Here is a 17,099-nt window from a genome sequence, read left to right as displayed (position 1 = left end):
ACCCGTCCGCCGCTCGTTCCACAAGCGTCACCCCGAAGGGATCTGCTTGCTTCCCGCGCTCGACTTGCATGTATTAGGCACGCCGCCAGCGTTCGTCCTGAGCCAAGATCAAACTCTCCAAAAAAAGTTTGTAAGATTGACACCAATCAATCTCAATTTCTTAGCTTGTTCAGAAGTCTTTGCTTCTGATTTCATTTTGAAAAACGAGGTCCGTTTTTCTTGACATACTGGTCGTTTTGTTCAGTTTTCAAAGAGCAAAAAGTTGTTTTTTAGCAACTCTTATATGTTACTACTTCATCTTGAGTAAGTCAACATCTTTTTAAAAAATATTTACAAAGATTATTGTCTTAATAAAGAAAATTATAGCATTTTCATAATGTCTTTGTCAATATAAGACACATTTCCAAAAGATGGTTTAAAGTAGTTTTTTTATCGGCTACATTTTTGCAACAAAATTTATATTACTCCCCTATTAGATAAAAGTCAACAACGTATACTTAGCAATTTATTCCATCAAAACTCCCTTTGTTCCTTCTTTCACCGAATAGTATTTCAAAATTAGTACAGAATACATTTTATAAGAAGGGGGAGGTAGTTTATGCATAGAAGATTAACAATCGTCATTTTCTTTTCTATCCTTATACTTTCATGGGTTTTTATTCATTCTGCAGCAATTTCTAACGCACAAAAAAGAGAAAAGAACAACATGCAGATTTTACAAACGTATCAGGAAGATGTGACAGGAAACGGATTAAAAGAAAGAATTCAATTAAAAGGAAGTTTATTTTCTCCTGAAAGTAAATATTATCAAACTATAAACACAACTATTCAGACTAAAGACAATAATCATTGGACAATTACTTACGATGGTGGCTATGACCCAACCTTAACGTTTATAGATCTTAATCATGATCGAATTGCGGATATTTTTTTTCAAAGTGCCACCGGTGGAAGTGGTGGTATATACCAATCAAAGCTGCATACATTGGCCGCAAATACTTTAACCGAAATCCCTTTACCAAAGCTCGCATATGTATCAGGCGAATTTCAAGATAATTTTTCATTGAAGTTATCTTTATTTCCTCAAAAAGAGCCATTCTTAATTAACGCTAAAAATCGCGCGGATGAATACATTCGCCTTGGCCTATATAATAAGAAAGGAAAGCTATTAAAAAAACAAAATTTAATGTTTGATCCAATTGCCTTTTACGAGCCGATTTTCATTAATAAAGAAAAAGGATATGGACTAAAAAGCTATCAACAAGTAAGTGGTGCTTACCATGCAGATCAATTAGGTACCATCGAAACAATTTGGTACTATGACAATAATAAATGGATAAACCTCAAAACAGAGTGGCTTCCCTCCAAATAGTTTACATCACTATTACGATACAATATAAAAACGAGCCCCCAAACTAGAGGCTCGTTCTCAATTAATTCGCTACAATATTAACAAGTTTTCCAGGCACAACAATCACTTTACGAATTGTCTTGCCATCTAACCACTCTTGAATTGTTTCATCTTCGAGCGCTTTCTTCTCTAATGCTTCCTTTGAAATATCTTTCGCAACGTGCATCTTCGAGCGTACCTTTCCCATAACCTGAATGACTACTTCTACTTCATCCTCAACTAACTTTGAAGAATCATATGTTGGCCATTGTTCATAGGTTATCGAACTAGTATGACCTAAACGGCTCCATAGCTCCTCCGCAATATGTGGTGCTATTGGCGACAATAGCTTTACAAATCCTTCAACAAAATACTTTGGTAGCTTACTCGACTTATAACCTTCATTAATGAAGACCATTAACTGCGATATACCTGTATTGAAGTGTAGATTTTGATAATCTTCCGTTACCTTTTTTACTGTTTCGTGATAAACCTTTTCCATCGTGCTATCTTGCGCATCAACTATTTTTTCAGAAAGAGATCCATCTTCATTAGCGAAAAGACGCCAAATACGATCTAAAAATCGTCTTGCTCCATCTAAGCCGTTTGTTGACCAAGCAACTGATGCGTCAAGTGGTCCCATAAACATTTCATATAAGCGTAGTGTATCTGCGCCATGTGATTCAATGATATCATCTGGATTAACAACGTTGCCCTTTGATTTACTCATTTTTTCGTTGCCTTCTCCTAAAATCATCCCTTGATTAAACAATTTCATGAATGGTTCCTTCGTAGGAACAACACCGATATCATATAAAAACTTATGCCAAAAGCGTGCATATAGAAGGTGAAGAACCGCATGCTCTGCTCCGCCAATATATATATCAATTGGCAACCATTCTTTTAAAGCTTCTGGATCAGCTAATTGTTCCTTGTTATCTGGATCAATAAAACGCAAAAAGTACCAGCAGCTTCCTGCCCATTGTGGCATCGTGTTTGTTTCTCTTCGACCCTTCATTCCAGTCTTAGGATCGACAACATTTACCCAATCGCTATTTGCAAGTGGCGATTCTCCCGTACCAGATGGCTTGATTTCTGTCATCACAGGCAGTTCTAATGGTAACTGTTCTTCTGGAACCGTGGTCATGGAGCCATCCTCCCAATGAATAACTGGAATCGGCTCACCCCAATAGCGCTGCCTAGAAAACAACCAATCACGTAGACGGTAGCTAACCTTTTTCGTTCCTATGCCTTTATCTTCAAGCCAATCAATCATTTTAGTAATAGCTTCTGTCTGAGGTAGACCATTTAAAAAGTCTGAATTAACATGTTCACCATCACCAGTATACGCTTCCTTCAGAACATCACCACCAGCTACAACTTCAACAATTGGCAGCTCAAATTTCACTGCAAACTCGTAATCTCGTTCATCATGTGCTGGCACAGCCATAATTGCCCCTGATCCGTATGACATAAGGACATAATCCGCAACCCAAATCGGCATCTTTTCTAAGCTAGCCGGATTAATTGCATACGCACCAGTGAACACCCCGGTTTTTTCCTTGGAAAGCTCTGTTCGTTCTAAATCAGATTTCGATTGAATGTCTTGTATATACTGCTCAACCGCTTCTTGTTGTTCGTTTGACACGATTTTTTTCACTAACGGATGCTCAGGAGCTAAAACTGCATAGGTTGCTCCGAATAATGTGTCAGGTCTGGTTGTGAAAACAGTAAATGCTTCATTTATTCCATCAACCTGAAATGTTACATCTGCTCCTTCTGAACGACCAATCCAATTCCTTTGCATATCCTTTAAATTTTCTGGCCAGTCAAGCTCATCAAGATCCTCTAATAACCGATCTGCATATTCTGTAATTTTAAGAATCCACTGCTTCATCGGCTTACGAATTACAGGGTGACCGCCCCGTTCACTTTTTCCATCAATTACTTCTTCGTTTGCAAGTACTGTACCAAGTGCTGGGCACCAATTAACAGGAACTTCGTCAATATAGGCAAGCCCTTTTTCATAAAGCTTCGTGAAGATCCATTGTGTCCACTTATAATACTGTGGATCCATTGTACTTAATTCGCGATCCCAGTCATACGAAAATCCAATTTCCTTTAATTGTCGTTTAAAGGTTGCGATGTTACTGAGCGTAAATTCTGCAGGGCTATTACCGGTATCAATCGCATATTGCTCTGCTGGTAAACCAAAGGAATCCCATCCCATCGGGTGTAGCACTTCATAGCCTTGCATTCGCTTCATACGAGAAAGAATATCCGTAGCTGTATAGCTTACCGGATGTCCCACGTGTAATCCTGCACCAGAAGGGTACGGAAACATATCAAGCGCATAAAACTTATCCTTCGTTGAATACGTATCTGTTTTAAACGTTTTATTTTCATCCCAGTATTGTTGCCACTTTTTTTCAATTTGCTTATGATCAAAGCTCATTACTGCATCCTCCTATTAGTTAAAATATAAAAAGCCCTCATCCCATAGAAGGGACGAGAGCTGTAATTCCCGCGGTACCACCCAAATTAACGCAAAAGCGTTCGCTTGTATATCCTTAACGCGGACAAACGGCTAAAGCTACTCTAGTTCACTATAGCAACTTGAAGGCGAGTTCATAAACGATATGGGACAGTTTTCACCAGCCACTGCCTCTCTTAACCTATATCCATTTACTACTATTCCTTCGCTTCGTTTTTAATTATTATATTGAATTGTAATGAAAGCATACTGTTTTGTCAAGGTTGAATCAGTGGAAGAAGGGAAAGAAAGCGTGTAATACATTAAATTATGCTACACTTATCTCATTAATATGTAAGGAGCCTACAAATGCTAAAGACAATATTAGATTTTTCGCATCAATTAATCAAAGAAAGCGTAAAAAAAGAAGAGCTCGTAGTCGATGCTACTTGTGGCAATGGTAATGATACACTCTTTTTAAGTAATACCGTAGGAGAAAATGGAAAGGTGTTAGCGTTTGATATTCAGGAACAAGCAATACAAGCAACTAGAAAATTAATAGAAGAAAACAGAAAAAACAATGTAATGCTTATTCATGATAGCCATGAGAATATTGGTTTACATCTATCTTCACATGACGTAATAGGCGGTGCTATCTTTAACCTCGGATATTTACCTAAAAGTGATAAAACGATTATAACGAACGCTACCTCAACCATTTCCGCTGTTAATGCCATCTTACAGCATCTGAAAATAAATGGTTTAATTGTTTTAGTCGTCTACCATGGGCACGTAGGCGGAAAAGAAGAAAAGGATGCATTATTAAAATATGTAACACAATTAAGTCAAAAGTCGTTCCATGTTTTGCAATATGGATATATTAATCAAAGCAATAATCCACCTTTTATTATTGCAATTGAAAAAAGACCTTAATTATAGGATGAAATACATACGATGTAATAAATATAGAAAAGAAGTACAAAACAAAAAAATGTAACATATCCTAATAAAGGATTGAATTTTTATGAGAAATAGCCGATATATAATATAGACACCTCAAAACTTATAACACGATTGCAATCTTAGCCACTGATTTACTATGTGTATGTGTTGCTAGGGTTGATAATAACAATTGGTTAGCATCACAGTAATTAAGGAGAAGGGAAATAATGAATTTTATTTTACTTAGTATTTGTATTATACTCGCCATTCTATTCTTTTATATCAGTTCCAAACCAAAAGTAGCATGGGTTAGAAATTCTTTTGTAATATACGGATCGATATTTTTATTGACTGCACTTGCTATTCCGTCCCTTTTTCTCGTTGAACATAAAGCTGCCATCAAACAGATTATTGAAGAATCGATTGCCGTTACTAAAAATAATCAATATACTCCAGAAGAAATGAAAATATCAAAACATACGATTCAAAATGGGATAAAAATAGACGCTCCAAAGGATCAACAGCTTCCTGAATTACCTAGAGGTTGCGAAGTTACAAGCTTATCTATGCTATTAAAGCATCATAACATTCAGGTAGACAAACTCGAATTAGCTGAAAAAGTAACGAAAGATCCGACACCATATACGACCAAGAATGGAGAAATTTATTTCGGTAATCCTTATAATGGGTTTGTAGGAGATATGTATTCATTTAGCAAACCAGGGATGGGTGTTTATCATAAACCGATTGCCGATTTAGCTAAACAATATGTAGGAAACCGTGTACTAGACTTTACCGGGAAGGATTTTAACGAAGTAATTGATCAATTAAATTACCAACGACCTGTATGGGTAATTATTAATGCAACCTACGATAAACTTCCTAAAAGCCAGTTTACTACTTGGAATACGAAGGATGGAAAAATTAATATTACAATGAAGCAACATTCCGTCCTAATTACTGGCTATGATGAAAAATACATTTATTTTAATGATCCATTAAATTATGTTGACAAAGCTCCAATAGAAGAATTTAAAGCAGCTTGGGTTCAAATGGGAAAACAGGCGATCACAATTACCGATTAACTGTGGTCGCCTGTTTTTTTGTGCTTACTATATAATTCAACTGCTTAACTATATATTAAATCTGATTCCTTTTCAGTTACCTTTGACACATCAAACTTCTTTTCGACAAAATTCTGGTGCCATAGCATAAACATGAGAACGGTCCAGATTTTTCTGCTGTAATCTCCCTTTCCTTGACAGTGGGATTCTAACAGGTTTAATACATAGCTCTTATCCAATACATAATCGGTTTCACTTTCATGAATTAATTGTTTTGCCCAACCATTCAATTCATTTTTAAGCCAATGACGAATTGGCACAGGGAAACCGAGCTTTTTACGATCGAGTACATGGTCTGGTATTATACCACGGGATGCTTCGCGTAAAATATGCTTTGTTGTACCGTTGGCAATTTTCATATCAACTGGAATTTCGCTTGCGATTCGAAATACTTCTTTATCCAAGAAAGGCACTCTTAATTCCAACGAATTTGCCATTGTAACTCGGTCCGCCTTTAGTAAGATATCGCCACGCATCCACGTATGAATATCAACATATTGCATTTGATTAACATACGGATAGTCTTGCACATGTTCAAATAATGGGCGTGTAATTTGCTGATACGATAATTGGTGATTATAGGATTTGAGTAGCTTCTGCTTTTCCGCCTCTTCAAACATCTTTGCATTACCAATATAGCGCTCGCTTAACGGTGTTGTACCACGTTCTAAAAAGCTTTTCCCTTTTACTCCTTCAGGTATAACTGCCGCTACTTTAGCTAACATGCCTTTCACTGATGAAGGGACTTTTTCGAACACCTTTAAGGATTCTGACTCACGATAAATATTATAGCCCCCAAATAATTCATCAGAGCCTTCTCCAGATAACACTACAGTCACATGCTTTCTTGCTTCTCGAGAAACAAAATAAAGCGGTACACAAGATGGATCTGCTAATGGATCATCCATATGCCACATAATTTTTGGTAAATTTTCAATATATTCTTCAGGCGAAATTAAGTAGGAAATATTTTCTACCCCGAGTTTCTCCGCTGTCTGTTTGGCCACATCTATTTCAGAAAATCCATCCTGCTCAAAGCCAACCGAAAAAGTTTTAATAGACGGATTAAATTGTTTAGCAATCGAAACGATTAATGTAGAATCAATACCTCCAGATAAAAAGGAACCTACTGGAACATCACTGCGCATATGCACATTAACTGAATCATACATCACATCTTGTATTTTTTTAATCCAATCTTGTTTTTCACGTATCACCGGTTGGAAAGTAGCGTGCCAATAACGTGTGAATTGAATAGGTTGTCCAGGTTTTTTTATAAAATAATGCCCTGGTTCTACTTTTTTGATACCAGTAGTCATGGTCATTGGTTCTGGTACATATTGAAAGCTTAAATAATGATGTAATGCATCTTTATCTACTTCTTCATTCTCCATCATTAAGGTAATGCTTTTCTTCTCAGATGCAAAAGCTGTTCCAAAAGAATTTTCATAATAGAACAATGGTTTAATACCAAATGAATCACGTGCTCCATATAATTGCTCTGTCTCTTTGTCCCAAATAAGTATTGAGAACATACCTCTTAAATATTGAAAAGCCTCTTCTTTATGTTTAGCAAAAAGCGCTGCAATAACTTCTGTATCTGAATCAGTTTGAAATGCATAGCCTTCTTCCATCAATTCTTCTCTAAGTTCTAGATAATTATAAATTTCACCATTAAAAACGAGCTGAATCTGTCCATCATTATAGCTTAAAGGTTGTGAGCCACTTTCTATATCAATAATACTCAACCGACGAAATCCGAACGAAATATATGGATCAAAGTAATATCCCTCATCATCTGGTCCTCTATGAGTGATTAAATTATTTTGCTTTTTAAATAGTTCCATTTCTGATTCTGTTCTTTCGATTGGGTTATTAAATATCATACCAATGAAACCACACATCGTTGTCTACCTTCTCTCATAAATAAAGTATCATAAGTTTTATACTGCTAAAAACTCTATATTATCATACCATACTAGAAGCTTGTACAAAACTTCAAAATAACTTTTTAATTTTATTACTTTATATCCTAATTGAAACCATTAAACACCTCTTTATTTGCGAGTAGGCATTCCACCATCTTTTCAAAGTTACAATTAGGTTTATTACAAACATCTGACTTAGTCGAATATTTATCCAATCCATTTATAGTATGCTTTTGTATTCCAATGGAAAAATCTCGCCCTTCGTCCTGCTTTCTTAATTAATAATTTGCGCATTTTAGGTGACCCTTCAATAGCTTCCACCTTGGGGTCACTTAAATAAAGACCAACTAAACCATCGATTATCATCGAGTGAAAGGTGTTATCTGGTAGCTGTTGGATATGTTTTTTAGCCTGTCCAACAAAATAGACTAGTCTCTCATGCAAATGATCTATATCATCATAAAAGCTACAAAAATTCAAATCAGCCTCTTCTTCATCCTCATGTTGATCAATGTAATAATCAAGCAAGATATGCAAGCCTTGCACAAAAGGAAAATAGCTCCTATAAATTTGATTAGCTAATGTCGGTGTTAGTTGCATTCCTAATGAATAAGCTACAAGACAAAATATACCCAGCGTAGAACCAGTTGCAGCTGCAAACTCATACCAGCTTAATGAGTCATTAATTTTATTTTGTTGTTTTTTATACCACATAACGAGAAGCGGTATCCGCTCTTCTATATTTACATGCTTATAAACTTGAAGATCAGCATATAATGCTTGCAGCTGGATAAGCTCATCTCGACAGAATAAATAATGTGCTTTATTTTCTAATACTTGTTGACAAGTTTGTACAAGGGAGGCTAGATATCCGCCATCATCTTGATCTTTTCTATATGCATAATAATTTCGCACTGAATTCTCCGGCATTAATGCGTCTTTTGACGCTTCATGTAACAAACGAAAATCGCGTGGATCTAATGAAGTACTTCGATCACATAAATTATCAAGGTAATCACTTATTGTTTGGTATGCTACAATAAACTGGATTGCTTGCCGCCAATTTTCACCTGCTAATAATGCGTACACTGCTCCCCCCTGACAATGAAATCGTTTCGTATTCAAGCTTGCTAATGCTTGCAAACGAAGTTCTTTATTTGGGATTTGTTGTGCGCGCTTACGCCAAATTGCTAGTTCATGATTTACGACTGGGAAAAGCGTTCTATAAACTTGATTCATCATTTTTAAAGCCTTTGTCGGTGTTTTTACTACCAATGTAGCTTCCTCCGTTCATTCACCCATCATTTTTGCTATACTACATAATACCATAGTTATTATTACCGTTACCAAATCAAAAAATCCTAATCAGCTTTTAGATAAGAAGGAGGAATAGATGATGATTCATCCATACAAAAATAAACAACCAAGGATTCATCAATCCGTGTTCGTTGCTCATAATGCAACAATAATTGGTGATGTAACCATAGACGAGGAAACAAGTATATGGTTTAATACGGTAATTCGAGGCGATGTATCCCCTACTCAGATTGGAAAAAGAGTAAGCATTCAAGATCTATCCATGGTACACCAAAGTCCAAACCTCCCTGTTATCGTTGAAGATGATGTTACAATTGGACATCAAGTAACACTTCATTCCGCAATTATTCGTAAAAACGCGTTAATTGGGATGGGTTCAATTATATTAGATGGAGCAGAGATTGGAGAAAATGCCTTTATCGGAGCTGGAAGTCTTGTCCCACCAGGTAAAAAAATCCCACCGCATACGATGGCCTTTGGAAGACCTGCGAAGGTTATTCGTCCGTTAACAGAAGATGATTATAAAGAGATGGAGCGAGTCAAGCAATCTTACGTTGAAAAAGGCAATTACTATCTATATCACACTGATTTAGCACAGCAAGTTGAAGATTAGAAACTTCTACGGAAGTCTGTATGAAAGCACACAAAGAGAAGCTAGAACAGTTATCACTCTTATGCACGTGATAAAAGTAGTCACCAGTAATGAAAGTCAACAAAAGAGCAAGCCAAAACAGCATGATCTTATCTCAATAAAAAAGTCAGACAGTCCATCGAAAGATGAACAATCTGACTTTTCCTATATAATAGGATTGCTCTAGCCATTGAGATTAAACCAATGCTTTTAATGCTTCAACTTTATCTGTTTTCTCCCATGGGAACAAAACATCCGTCCTACCAAAATGCCCATAAGCTGCTGTTTGTTGAAAAATAGGCTTTTGTAAATCAAGCATCCGGATAATGCCAGCTGGACGTAAGTCGAACACATTACGAACCGCATTAACCAGCTTTTCTTCGTCTACAAGCCCAGCATCAAACGTATTAATTGCAATCGATACTGGTTCTGCAACACCGATTGCATAAGCAAGCTGAACCTCACAGGACTTAGCTAATCCTGCTGCAACAATGTTTTTTGCTACATAACGAGCAGCATATGCTGCAGAACGATCGACCTTTGTTGCATCTTTTCCACTAAATGCACCACCACCATGACGTGCATAGCCACCATACGTATCAACGATAATCTTTCTACCTGTTAAACCTGCATCACCTTGTGGTCCTCCAATAACGAAACGACCAGTTGGATTAATAAAATATTTCGTATCTGCATCTAACAATTCTTCAGGCACTACTGGACGAATAACCTGTTCAATTATATCATGTTCAATTTTCTCTAATGATACATCCTGGTGATGCTGTGTGGAGATAACAATGGTATCTACACGAACAGGTTGATCATGTTCATCATACTCAATCGTAACCTGTGTTTTTCCATCAGGTCGCAGATAATCGACAATTTCTTCTTTCCTTACATCCGCTAAACGTTTCGCCAGTTTATGTGCAAGCGCAATTGGTAAAGGCATTAATTCCTCTGTTTCATCACATGCAAATCCAAACATGAGCCCTTGATCACCGGCACCTATCGCGTCAATGTCTTCTTCCGTCATTTTTCCTTGACGTGCTTCCAACGCGATATTTACTCCGCCAGCAATATCTGGAGATTGTTCATCAATTGCTGTCAATACAGCACAGGTCTCTGCATCAAAACCAAATTTAGCACGCGTATAGCCAATCTCTTTAATAGTTCGTCTAACGATTGCAGGAATATCTACATATGTATTTGTAGTTATCTCTCCCGCAACTAGCACTAGACCAGTAGTTACAGTTGTTTCACAAGCAACACGGGCATGTGGATCCTTTCTTACAATTTCATCTAAAATCGCATCGGAAATTTGATCACAAATCTTGTCTGGATGCCCTTCTGTTACCGATTCTGAAGTAAATAAACGACGATTTTTAGCCATATGGCTAAATCCTCCCTTTAATATATGGTACGGTACTCCAATTTTGTTTGATATCTATCCTGAAAAACAAAAAAAGCCTTTCCTTCTTAATTGAGGAAAGGGGTGTGGCCTTTCGCTCTTATTGTTCAAGGAAAAATCCTTGCATCAGGTTAGCACCTTTACACATACGTGTTGGTTGCCGGGCTTCATAGGGTCTGTCCCTCCACCGACTCTGAATAAGAGAGTATCCGCTCGAAATTTAGCTTAACGGAATTAGCTAAGCATGTCAACTTATTCAGCCTAAATGAACGTCTCAATCGATATGCATTTATTATTTCTAATATTTTTATTTTTTATTAGTATGGACTAATAGATTAAATGTGTTATACTAATAGCAGATTAGAAAAGATAAATAATATTACACAAAATCGATAAAGGCAGGTAAATAAAATTATGAACATAGTGGAACATTCTTTTGTGAACAAATTGCTTGCACACGATAATCTACAGGATAACTTATCCGTATCAACGCTTGTGGAAAAAATTCTAGGTCGTAAAGAAGGAATTTTAACAGAAACTGGTGCAGTTCGAGCAACAACTGGAAAATATACTGGAAGATCACCAAAAGATAAATTTATCGTACGCGACGATGTGAGTGAGAAACAAGTTGATTGGGGACTTGTTAATAAAGGAATCGATCAAAAAGTCTTTGATAAGCTTTTAGATAAAGTAGTTGCTTACCTTTCACAAAAAGAAGAAATATTTCGTTTTAACGGGTTTGCAGGTGCTGATATAAACTATCGTTTACCAATTCAAGTAATTAATGAATATGCCTGGCATAACCTTTTTGCAAAGCAATTATTTATACGTCCAACAGAAGAGGAACTGCGTACTCATAATCCACAATTCACTGTAATTTCTGCACCAACCTTTAAAGCAGATCCTAATATAGATGGCACAAATTCTGAGGCATTTGTCCTTGTTTCCTTTAAGGAACGAATTATTTTAATTGGTGGAACAGAATATGCTGGTGAAATTAAAAAATCAATTTTTTCTGTTATGAATTATTTATTACCACAGCGGGATATTTTATCCATGCACTGCTCGGCAAATGTCGGTCAAGAAGGTGATGTTGCCTTATTTTTTGGATTATCAGGAACTGGAAAAACAACTTTATCTGCTGATCCTTATCGTCGTTTAATTGGCGATGATGAGCATGCATGGAGTCCGAATGGAGTATTTAATATTGAAGGTGGTTGCTATGCGAAATGTATCAACCTTTCCGCTGAAAAGGAACCACAGATTTTCGAAGCAATCCGTTTTGGGTCCGTTTTGGAGAATGTTTTCATTGACGAGGAAACACGTTTTGCTGACTATGATAATACTTCTTTAACGGAAAATACGCGTGCAGCATATCCATTAGAAAACATCAGTAATATCATAACACCAAGTATAGCTGGGCATCCAAATACAATTATCTTTCTGACAGCTGATGCATCTGGAACATTACCTCCGATTAGTAAGCTTACGAAAGAACAAGCAATGTATCACTTTTTAAGTGGATATACGAGTAAGCTTGCTGGAACAGAACGTGGTGTAACTGATCCAGAAGCAACATTCTCTGCTTGCTTTGGATCACCATTCCTACCACTTGCACCATCCACCTATGCTGAAATGCTCGGTGAAAAAATTGATCAGCACAACTCAAATGTATTTTTAGTAAATACAGGGTGGACCGGAGGGTCGTATGGAGTTGGTAGTCGAATGAAGCTATCATACACACGCGCTATGGTACACGCTGCATTAGAAGGAGAACTAAATACGGTTGAAACAGTTCAAGATGGTATTTTTGGTTTAGAAATTCCGATGCATGTACCAGGTGTTCCAGATGAAGTGCTCATTCCAAGGCTAACCTGGAGTGATAAAAATGCTTACGATAAAGCAGCACAGGAATTAGCGCTCAAGTTCCATGAGAACTTTGAAAAATTCACCCATGCGAGTGATCAAATTAGAAATGCTGGACCGATTTTCAAGCCACAGTAACATACGTAATGGGAGCCAGCTGTGTGGTACAAATAGCTGACATGAATGCAGCTTAAAAAAGTTACCTCATCCCAAGAGGGTTTTATATACTATGAGGCATGAAGCCTAAAATGTTTAACGACATTATCTAACAGACTGGTAATCCAGTCCTAACCGATCTTCAGAATGAGATCGGTTTTTTCTTTGTCTTCACTCATAAAGCAGTCCGCCACTTTCTAGGCATTCACACATTTTTCCCAATAGCATAAACTGTTTTGAAACACATATTAAATGAATCGAAAGGACGGATAGGCATGAAACTATCAAGCTTTATTGCGTTAGTGTCCTGCACCTTTTTACTTATTCTTGCAGCATGCGGAAACGAAAATAATGAAACTACCGTGATAAAATTAGCTGAAGTTACACGCTCCTTATTTTATGCTCCTCAATATGTAGCATTAGAGAAGGATTATTTTGCTGATGAAGGATTAACCGTTGACCTGAAAACGACATGGGGTGGAGATAAAACAATGACAGCCCTCCTCTCAGATGGTGCAGACATTGCATTAGTTGGCTCTGAAACCTCGATGTATGTCTACGCACAAAATCCAAAAGACTACGCAGTAAACTTTGCCCAGCTAACACAAACAGATGGAACATTTCTTGTAGCTAAATCGCCAAAGCCAAATTTCCAATGGGAAAACGTAAAGGATAGTATCTTTCTCGGTCAACGAAAGGGTGGGATGCCACAAATGGTTGGTGAATACGTGCTAAAAAAGCATCAAATTGATCCACAAGTTGACTTAGAATTGTTACAAAATATCGAGTTTGCAAATATCCCAGGCGCTTTTGTATCAGGCGACGCAGAGTATGTACAATTATTTGAACCAACTGCAAGTGTATTTGAAAAAGAAGGCAAAGGACATGTAATTGCATCGTTTGGAGAAGAATCCGGAAAGGTTCCCTATACGGTTTATATGACAAAACAAAGTTTCTTAAAAAAAGATCCAGAAACGATTGAAAAATTCACTAGAGCCGTATATAAAGCGCAACAATGGGTCAATGAACACTCCGCTGAAGAAATTGCCCAGGTCATTCAACCTTATTTTGAAGATACAGCGCAGGATATTCTTGTCACATCCATTGATCGCTACAAAAATCAACAATCCTTTGCAACAGATCCAATTCTTGGAAAAGAAGAATGGAAAAACCTAGAGGATATTATGCAGGAAGCTGACGAACTACCTACCAATACACCATACGATAAATTGGTGGATACCGATATTGCCAAAAAAATTATTAACGAACAATAAGGAGGACAATATAGTGTCTTTTCTTACCTTAAGTAATGTTTCTCACCATTATTTTACGAAGACGGGATTTACAAAAGCACTTAGCAACATATCTTTCTCCATTGCAGAGGGCGAATTCATTTCTATACTTGGACCAAGCGGGTGCGGCAAATCAACCATTTTATCTATAATTGCAGGAATCATGAAGCAAACAAAAGGAGAAGTACTACTCCATAACAAGCCAATGGATAGGTCGAAAACACAAATCGGATACATGCTGCAGCAGGATTATTTATTCCCATGGAAAACCATCATAGAAAATGTACTTATTGGACCAAATATTCAAGCAACTGCAACGAAGGAGACAAAAGAAAAAGCGACTTCCTTATTACATGAAGTGGGATTGTCTAATATTGCTGATGCTTACCCCGCTTCCTTGTCAGGTGGTATGCGCCAACGAGTTGCCTTAGTTCGAACGTTAATTACAAATCCTAAAATACTTCTTTTAGATGAGCCATTCTCTGCCCTCGACTACCAAACAAAACTAAAGCTAGAGGATTTAGTTTTCCAGCTTTTACAAACCTACCATAAAACAGCACTACTCGTTACCCACGATATTGGAGAAGCAATCGCAATGAGTGATCGAATTCTTGTCATGGATGCGAATCCTGGAGTTATTGCAAAAGTGTTTGATGTTCCTGTTGAGCTTCGAAATGAAATGCCATTTATGGTTAGACGACATCCTAAATATCAGCTTATTTTTGACAAAGTATGGCAGGAATTAAATAAACATGAAGGAGCGATGTCTAAAAGTTAGTTTTATATTATCCCTAATACAAAGTGGATACATGGCTAAAGGAGGTTGAATAAAAATGCAGACGAAATTGGACCAACAATTATATAAAGCATATCTCGAAAAACTAAAGCGTGAAAAGCGATTCGTTCTTATCTGGCAATTAATCCTCTTAATCAGCTTCTTCGGCATATGGGAGGTTGCAAGTCGATTTTATTGGATTGATCCATTACTATTCAGTTCGCCATCCAGTATCACGACATTACTTATTAGCCGGTTTTCGGAAGGTACGATATTGACGCACATGCAAGCAACTTTACTGGAAACTATTCTTGGCTTTATAATCGGAACTGTACTTGGTATTATCTTTGCAAGTGTGCTCTGGGCATCTACTCGCTTCTCAAAAATAATGGACCCCTACATTGTCATCTTAAATGCAATGCCAAAGGTCGCGCTCGGCCCGATTTTAATCGTTGCACTTGGACCAGGTTATATTTCCATAATTGCCATGGGAGCAATAATTTCTGTAATTATAACAACGCTTGTTGTATATTCTGCTTTTAAAGAAGTGGATCCGAACTATGAAAAGGTATTAAAAAGCTTTGGGGCTACTCGTTGGCAATGCTTTAAGGAGGCTATTTTTCCTGCAACAATGCCAGTGATGATATCTACGTTAAAGGTAAATGTTGGCCTTTCTTGGGTAGGAGTGATTGTTGGGGAATTTCTCGTTTCTCAAAAAGGACTTGGCTATCTAATCGTATACGGCTTCCAGGTTTTTGATTTCACCTTAGTGATGGCTAGTTTAATTCTTATTGCGATTTTTGCTGCCATCATGTATAAAGTCGTAGAAAAACTAGAAGGCTGGCTTATGAAACATACCATTGACGGACAATAAAGAGAATGAGACAAAAAAAGGACATTTGTATCAAAATCTGAACAAAACAATTTTAGTTTGAAAATAGGTTCGCTTTCACCACAGCCACAAGCGCGACATCTGCTCAAAATGACTTTCGCAGTGTTTTCTTTGCCGCGGCACGGCCTCAACTAACACGGAAAAGAAAGCCTGCTTTTCCGTGTGGGTTCTTCAACGTACAGGACGTAGCGGTTTGTCTGCGTTCCCCTGTTGCTGCTCCCGCTGGACAAGGAATGCCTCGGCAATGACACATCGCACGCAAAAAAAGCACATTTCTTTTTCAAGGAATCTCCCCCTTTTCAACTACCAATAAATTCATTTAATTGATTTTAAATTATTGTATTTCGTTCAGATATTTTGGATGATATATTTTTTGACCCAGCCCTTTTCTACTTCATCCTTCTCTATTCATTATGTAATCCAGGCAATTGGAAAGCACATCATCCTTCATAATAAAGCTATATGCTTTATTAGATTTTATGTTATTTGGAAGCGAATCAAGCAATACTGGTCCCGCCGTTTCAAAATACGTCGGTTGTGCTACTAAATTGCTTATTTGGGCAAAATATACATTTTTGATAACATCTCCAGCTTTACCAGCAACAAAATACTGCCCAATATAAGCAATTTCCTTAACAACACCGCCCGTCTCTTCTTTTATTTCACGTATCGCAGCTTCAATAGCAGTTTCATCCTTCTCTACCTTTCCACCAGGAAACTCAAGCCCCCGTTCTTGATGCTTCGTTAGCAACCATTGATTGCGATATTGGCAAATACTCCATACGTGTCTTGGATCCTTTGAAAAAGGCTCATCGTCAAAAGAGAGCTTTACTTCATTCTGATAATAGTCCTTAAAAATATGCATGTTTCAACTTCCTCTATTTCGTTTATTTATCCGTCTATTC

Annotated in this window: 13 protein-coding genes, 1 rRNA gene, 1 riboswitch and 1 other annotated feature; of the genes, 8 read left to right on the top strand and 6 right to left on the bottom strand. The window is 37.2% G+C overall.

Annotated elements, in window-relative coordinates:
• A 16S ribosomal RNA gene (locus tag QBK89_RS12995) occupies positions 1 to 124 on the bottom strand; the annotation flags it as partial.
• 474 nt (positions 125 to 598) lie between these two features.
• Here QBK89_RS12995 and QBK89_RS12990 point away from each other — a divergent pair.
• The gene (locus tag QBK89_RS12990) at positions 599 to 1,372 is read left to right on the top strand and encodes a hypothetical protein (protein ID WP_284141490.1); all 774 of its coding nucleotides are present in this window, start codon (positions 599 to 601) and stop codon (positions 1,370 to 1,372) included.
• A gap of 61 nt (positions 1,373 to 1,433) precedes the next feature.
• Here QBK89_RS12990 and leuS read toward each other — a convergent pair whose 3' ends face one another.
• The gene (gene leuS / locus QBK89_RS12985) at positions 1,434 to 3,845 is read right to left on the bottom strand and encodes a leucine--tRNA ligase (RefSeq protein ID WP_284141489.1); all 2,412 of its coding nucleotides are present in this window, start codon (positions 3,843 to 3,845) and stop codon (positions 1,434 to 1,436) included.
• A 46-nt stretch (positions 3,846 to 3,891) separates the two neighbouring features.
• Positions 3,892 to 4,104: a binding site (T-box leader), on the bottom strand.
• A gap of 128 nt (positions 4,105 to 4,232) precedes the next feature.
• Between leuS and mnmM the strand changes: the two genes are divergently transcribed.
• Both mnmM and QBK89_RS12975 read left to right on the top strand, forming a co-directional pair.
• The gene (gene mnmM, locus QBK89_RS12980) at positions 4,233 to 4,796 is read left to right on the top strand and encodes a tRNA 5-(aminomethyl)-2-thiouridylate-methyltransferase MnmM (RefSeq protein ID WP_284141488.1); all 564 of its coding nucleotides are present in this window, start codon (positions 4,233 to 4,235) and stop codon (positions 4,794 to 4,796) included.
• 236 nt (positions 4,797 to 5,032) lie between these two features.
• Positions 5,033 to 5,890, top strand: coding sequence for a C39 family peptidase (locus tag QBK89_RS12975; RefSeq protein ID WP_284141487.1), 858 nt, complete (start codon positions 5,033 to 5,035; stop codon positions 5,888 to 5,890).
• Positions 5,891 to 5,934: 44 nt separating this feature from the next.
• Here the strand turns inward: QBK89_RS12975 and asnB are convergent, their stop codons facing one another.
• Together asnB and QBK89_RS12965 are read right to left on the bottom strand one after the other, a co-directional pair.
• Complete coding sequence (asnB, locus tag QBK89_RS12970) at positions 5,935 to 7,833, bottom strand: asparagine synthase (glutamine-hydrolyzing) (protein WP_284141486.1); 1,899 nt, start codon at positions 7,831 to 7,833, stop codon at positions 5,935 to 5,937.
• A 231-nt stretch (positions 7,834 to 8,064) separates the two neighbouring features.
• Entirely contained in the window at positions 8,065 to 9,132 is a 1,068-nt protein-coding gene (locus QBK89_RS12965; protein WP_481937835.1) for a tetraprenyl-beta-curcumene synthase family protein, read from the bottom strand.
• Between the two features lie 118 nt (positions 9,133 to 9,250).
• Between QBK89_RS12965 and QBK89_RS12960 the strand changes: the two genes are divergently transcribed.
• Positions 9,251 to 9,787 carry a gamma carbonic anhydrase gene (locus tag QBK89_RS12960; protein ID WP_284141485.1) on the top strand — a complete coding sequence of 179 codons (537 nt, stop codon included), beginning with the start codon at positions 9,251 to 9,253 and terminating at the stop codon, positions 9,785 to 9,787.
• 214 nt (positions 9,788 to 10,001) lie between these two features.
• Here QBK89_RS12960 and metK read toward each other — a convergent pair whose 3' ends face one another.
• Positions 10,002 to 11,195 (bottom strand): methionine adenosyltransferase, encoded by a 1,194-nt coding sequence (gene metK, locus QBK89_RS12955; RefSeq protein ID WP_284141484.1) that lies wholly within the window; start codon positions 11,193 to 11,195, stop codon positions 10,002 to 10,004.
• A gap of 115 nt (positions 11,196 to 11,310) precedes the next feature.
• A riboswitch (SAM riboswitch) is annotated at positions 11,311 to 11,417 on the bottom strand.
• A 210-nt stretch (positions 11,418 to 11,627) separates the two neighbouring features.
• On the opposite strand from metK, the gene pckA reads away from it, so the two are divergent.
• The 4 genes from pckA to QBK89_RS12935 all read left to right on the top strand — a co-directional run bounded on the left by pckA (position 11,628) and on the right by QBK89_RS12935 (position 16,176).
• Entirely contained in the window at positions 11,628 to 13,217 is a 1,590-nt protein-coding gene (gene pckA, locus QBK89_RS12950) for a phosphoenolpyruvate carboxykinase (ATP) (RefSeq protein ID WP_284141483.1), read from the top strand.
• Between the two features lie 293 nt (positions 13,218 to 13,510).
• Positions 13,511 to 14,509 carry an ABC transporter substrate-binding protein gene (locus QBK89_RS12945; protein ID WP_284141482.1) on the top strand — a complete coding sequence of 333 codons (999 nt, stop codon included), beginning with the start codon at positions 13,511 to 13,513 and terminating at the stop codon, positions 14,507 to 14,509.
• A gap of 13 nt (positions 14,510 to 14,522) precedes the next feature.
• On the top strand, positions 14,523 to 15,305 hold the full coding sequence (locus QBK89_RS12940; RefSeq protein WP_284141481.1) for an ABC transporter ATP-binding protein: 783 nt from the start codon (positions 14,523 to 14,525) through the stop codon (positions 15,303 to 15,305).
• A gap of 55 nt (positions 15,306 to 15,360) precedes the next feature.
• Positions 15,361 to 16,176, top strand: coding sequence for an ABC transporter permease (locus QBK89_RS12935; protein ID WP_284141480.1), 816 nt, complete (start codon positions 15,361 to 15,363; stop codon positions 16,174 to 16,176).
• A 412-nt stretch (positions 16,177 to 16,588) separates the two neighbouring features.
• Here the strand turns inward: QBK89_RS12935 and ytkD are convergent, their stop codons facing one another.
• Positions 16,589 to 17,059, bottom strand: coding sequence for an RNA deprotection pyrophosphohydrolase (gene ytkD, locus QBK89_RS12930; RefSeq protein WP_284141479.1), 471 nt, complete (start codon positions 17,057 to 17,059; stop codon positions 16,589 to 16,591).
• Positions 17,060 to 17,099 lie beyond the last annotated feature (40 nt).

Source organism: Virgibacillus sp. LDC-1 (assembly GCF_030137545.1).
Classification (GTDB): Bacteria; Bacillota; Bacilli; order Bacillales; family Amphibacillaceae; genus LDC-1.
Note: the sequence above shows the minus strand (reverse complement) of the source record. Positions and strands in the feature narration are given on the sequence as shown.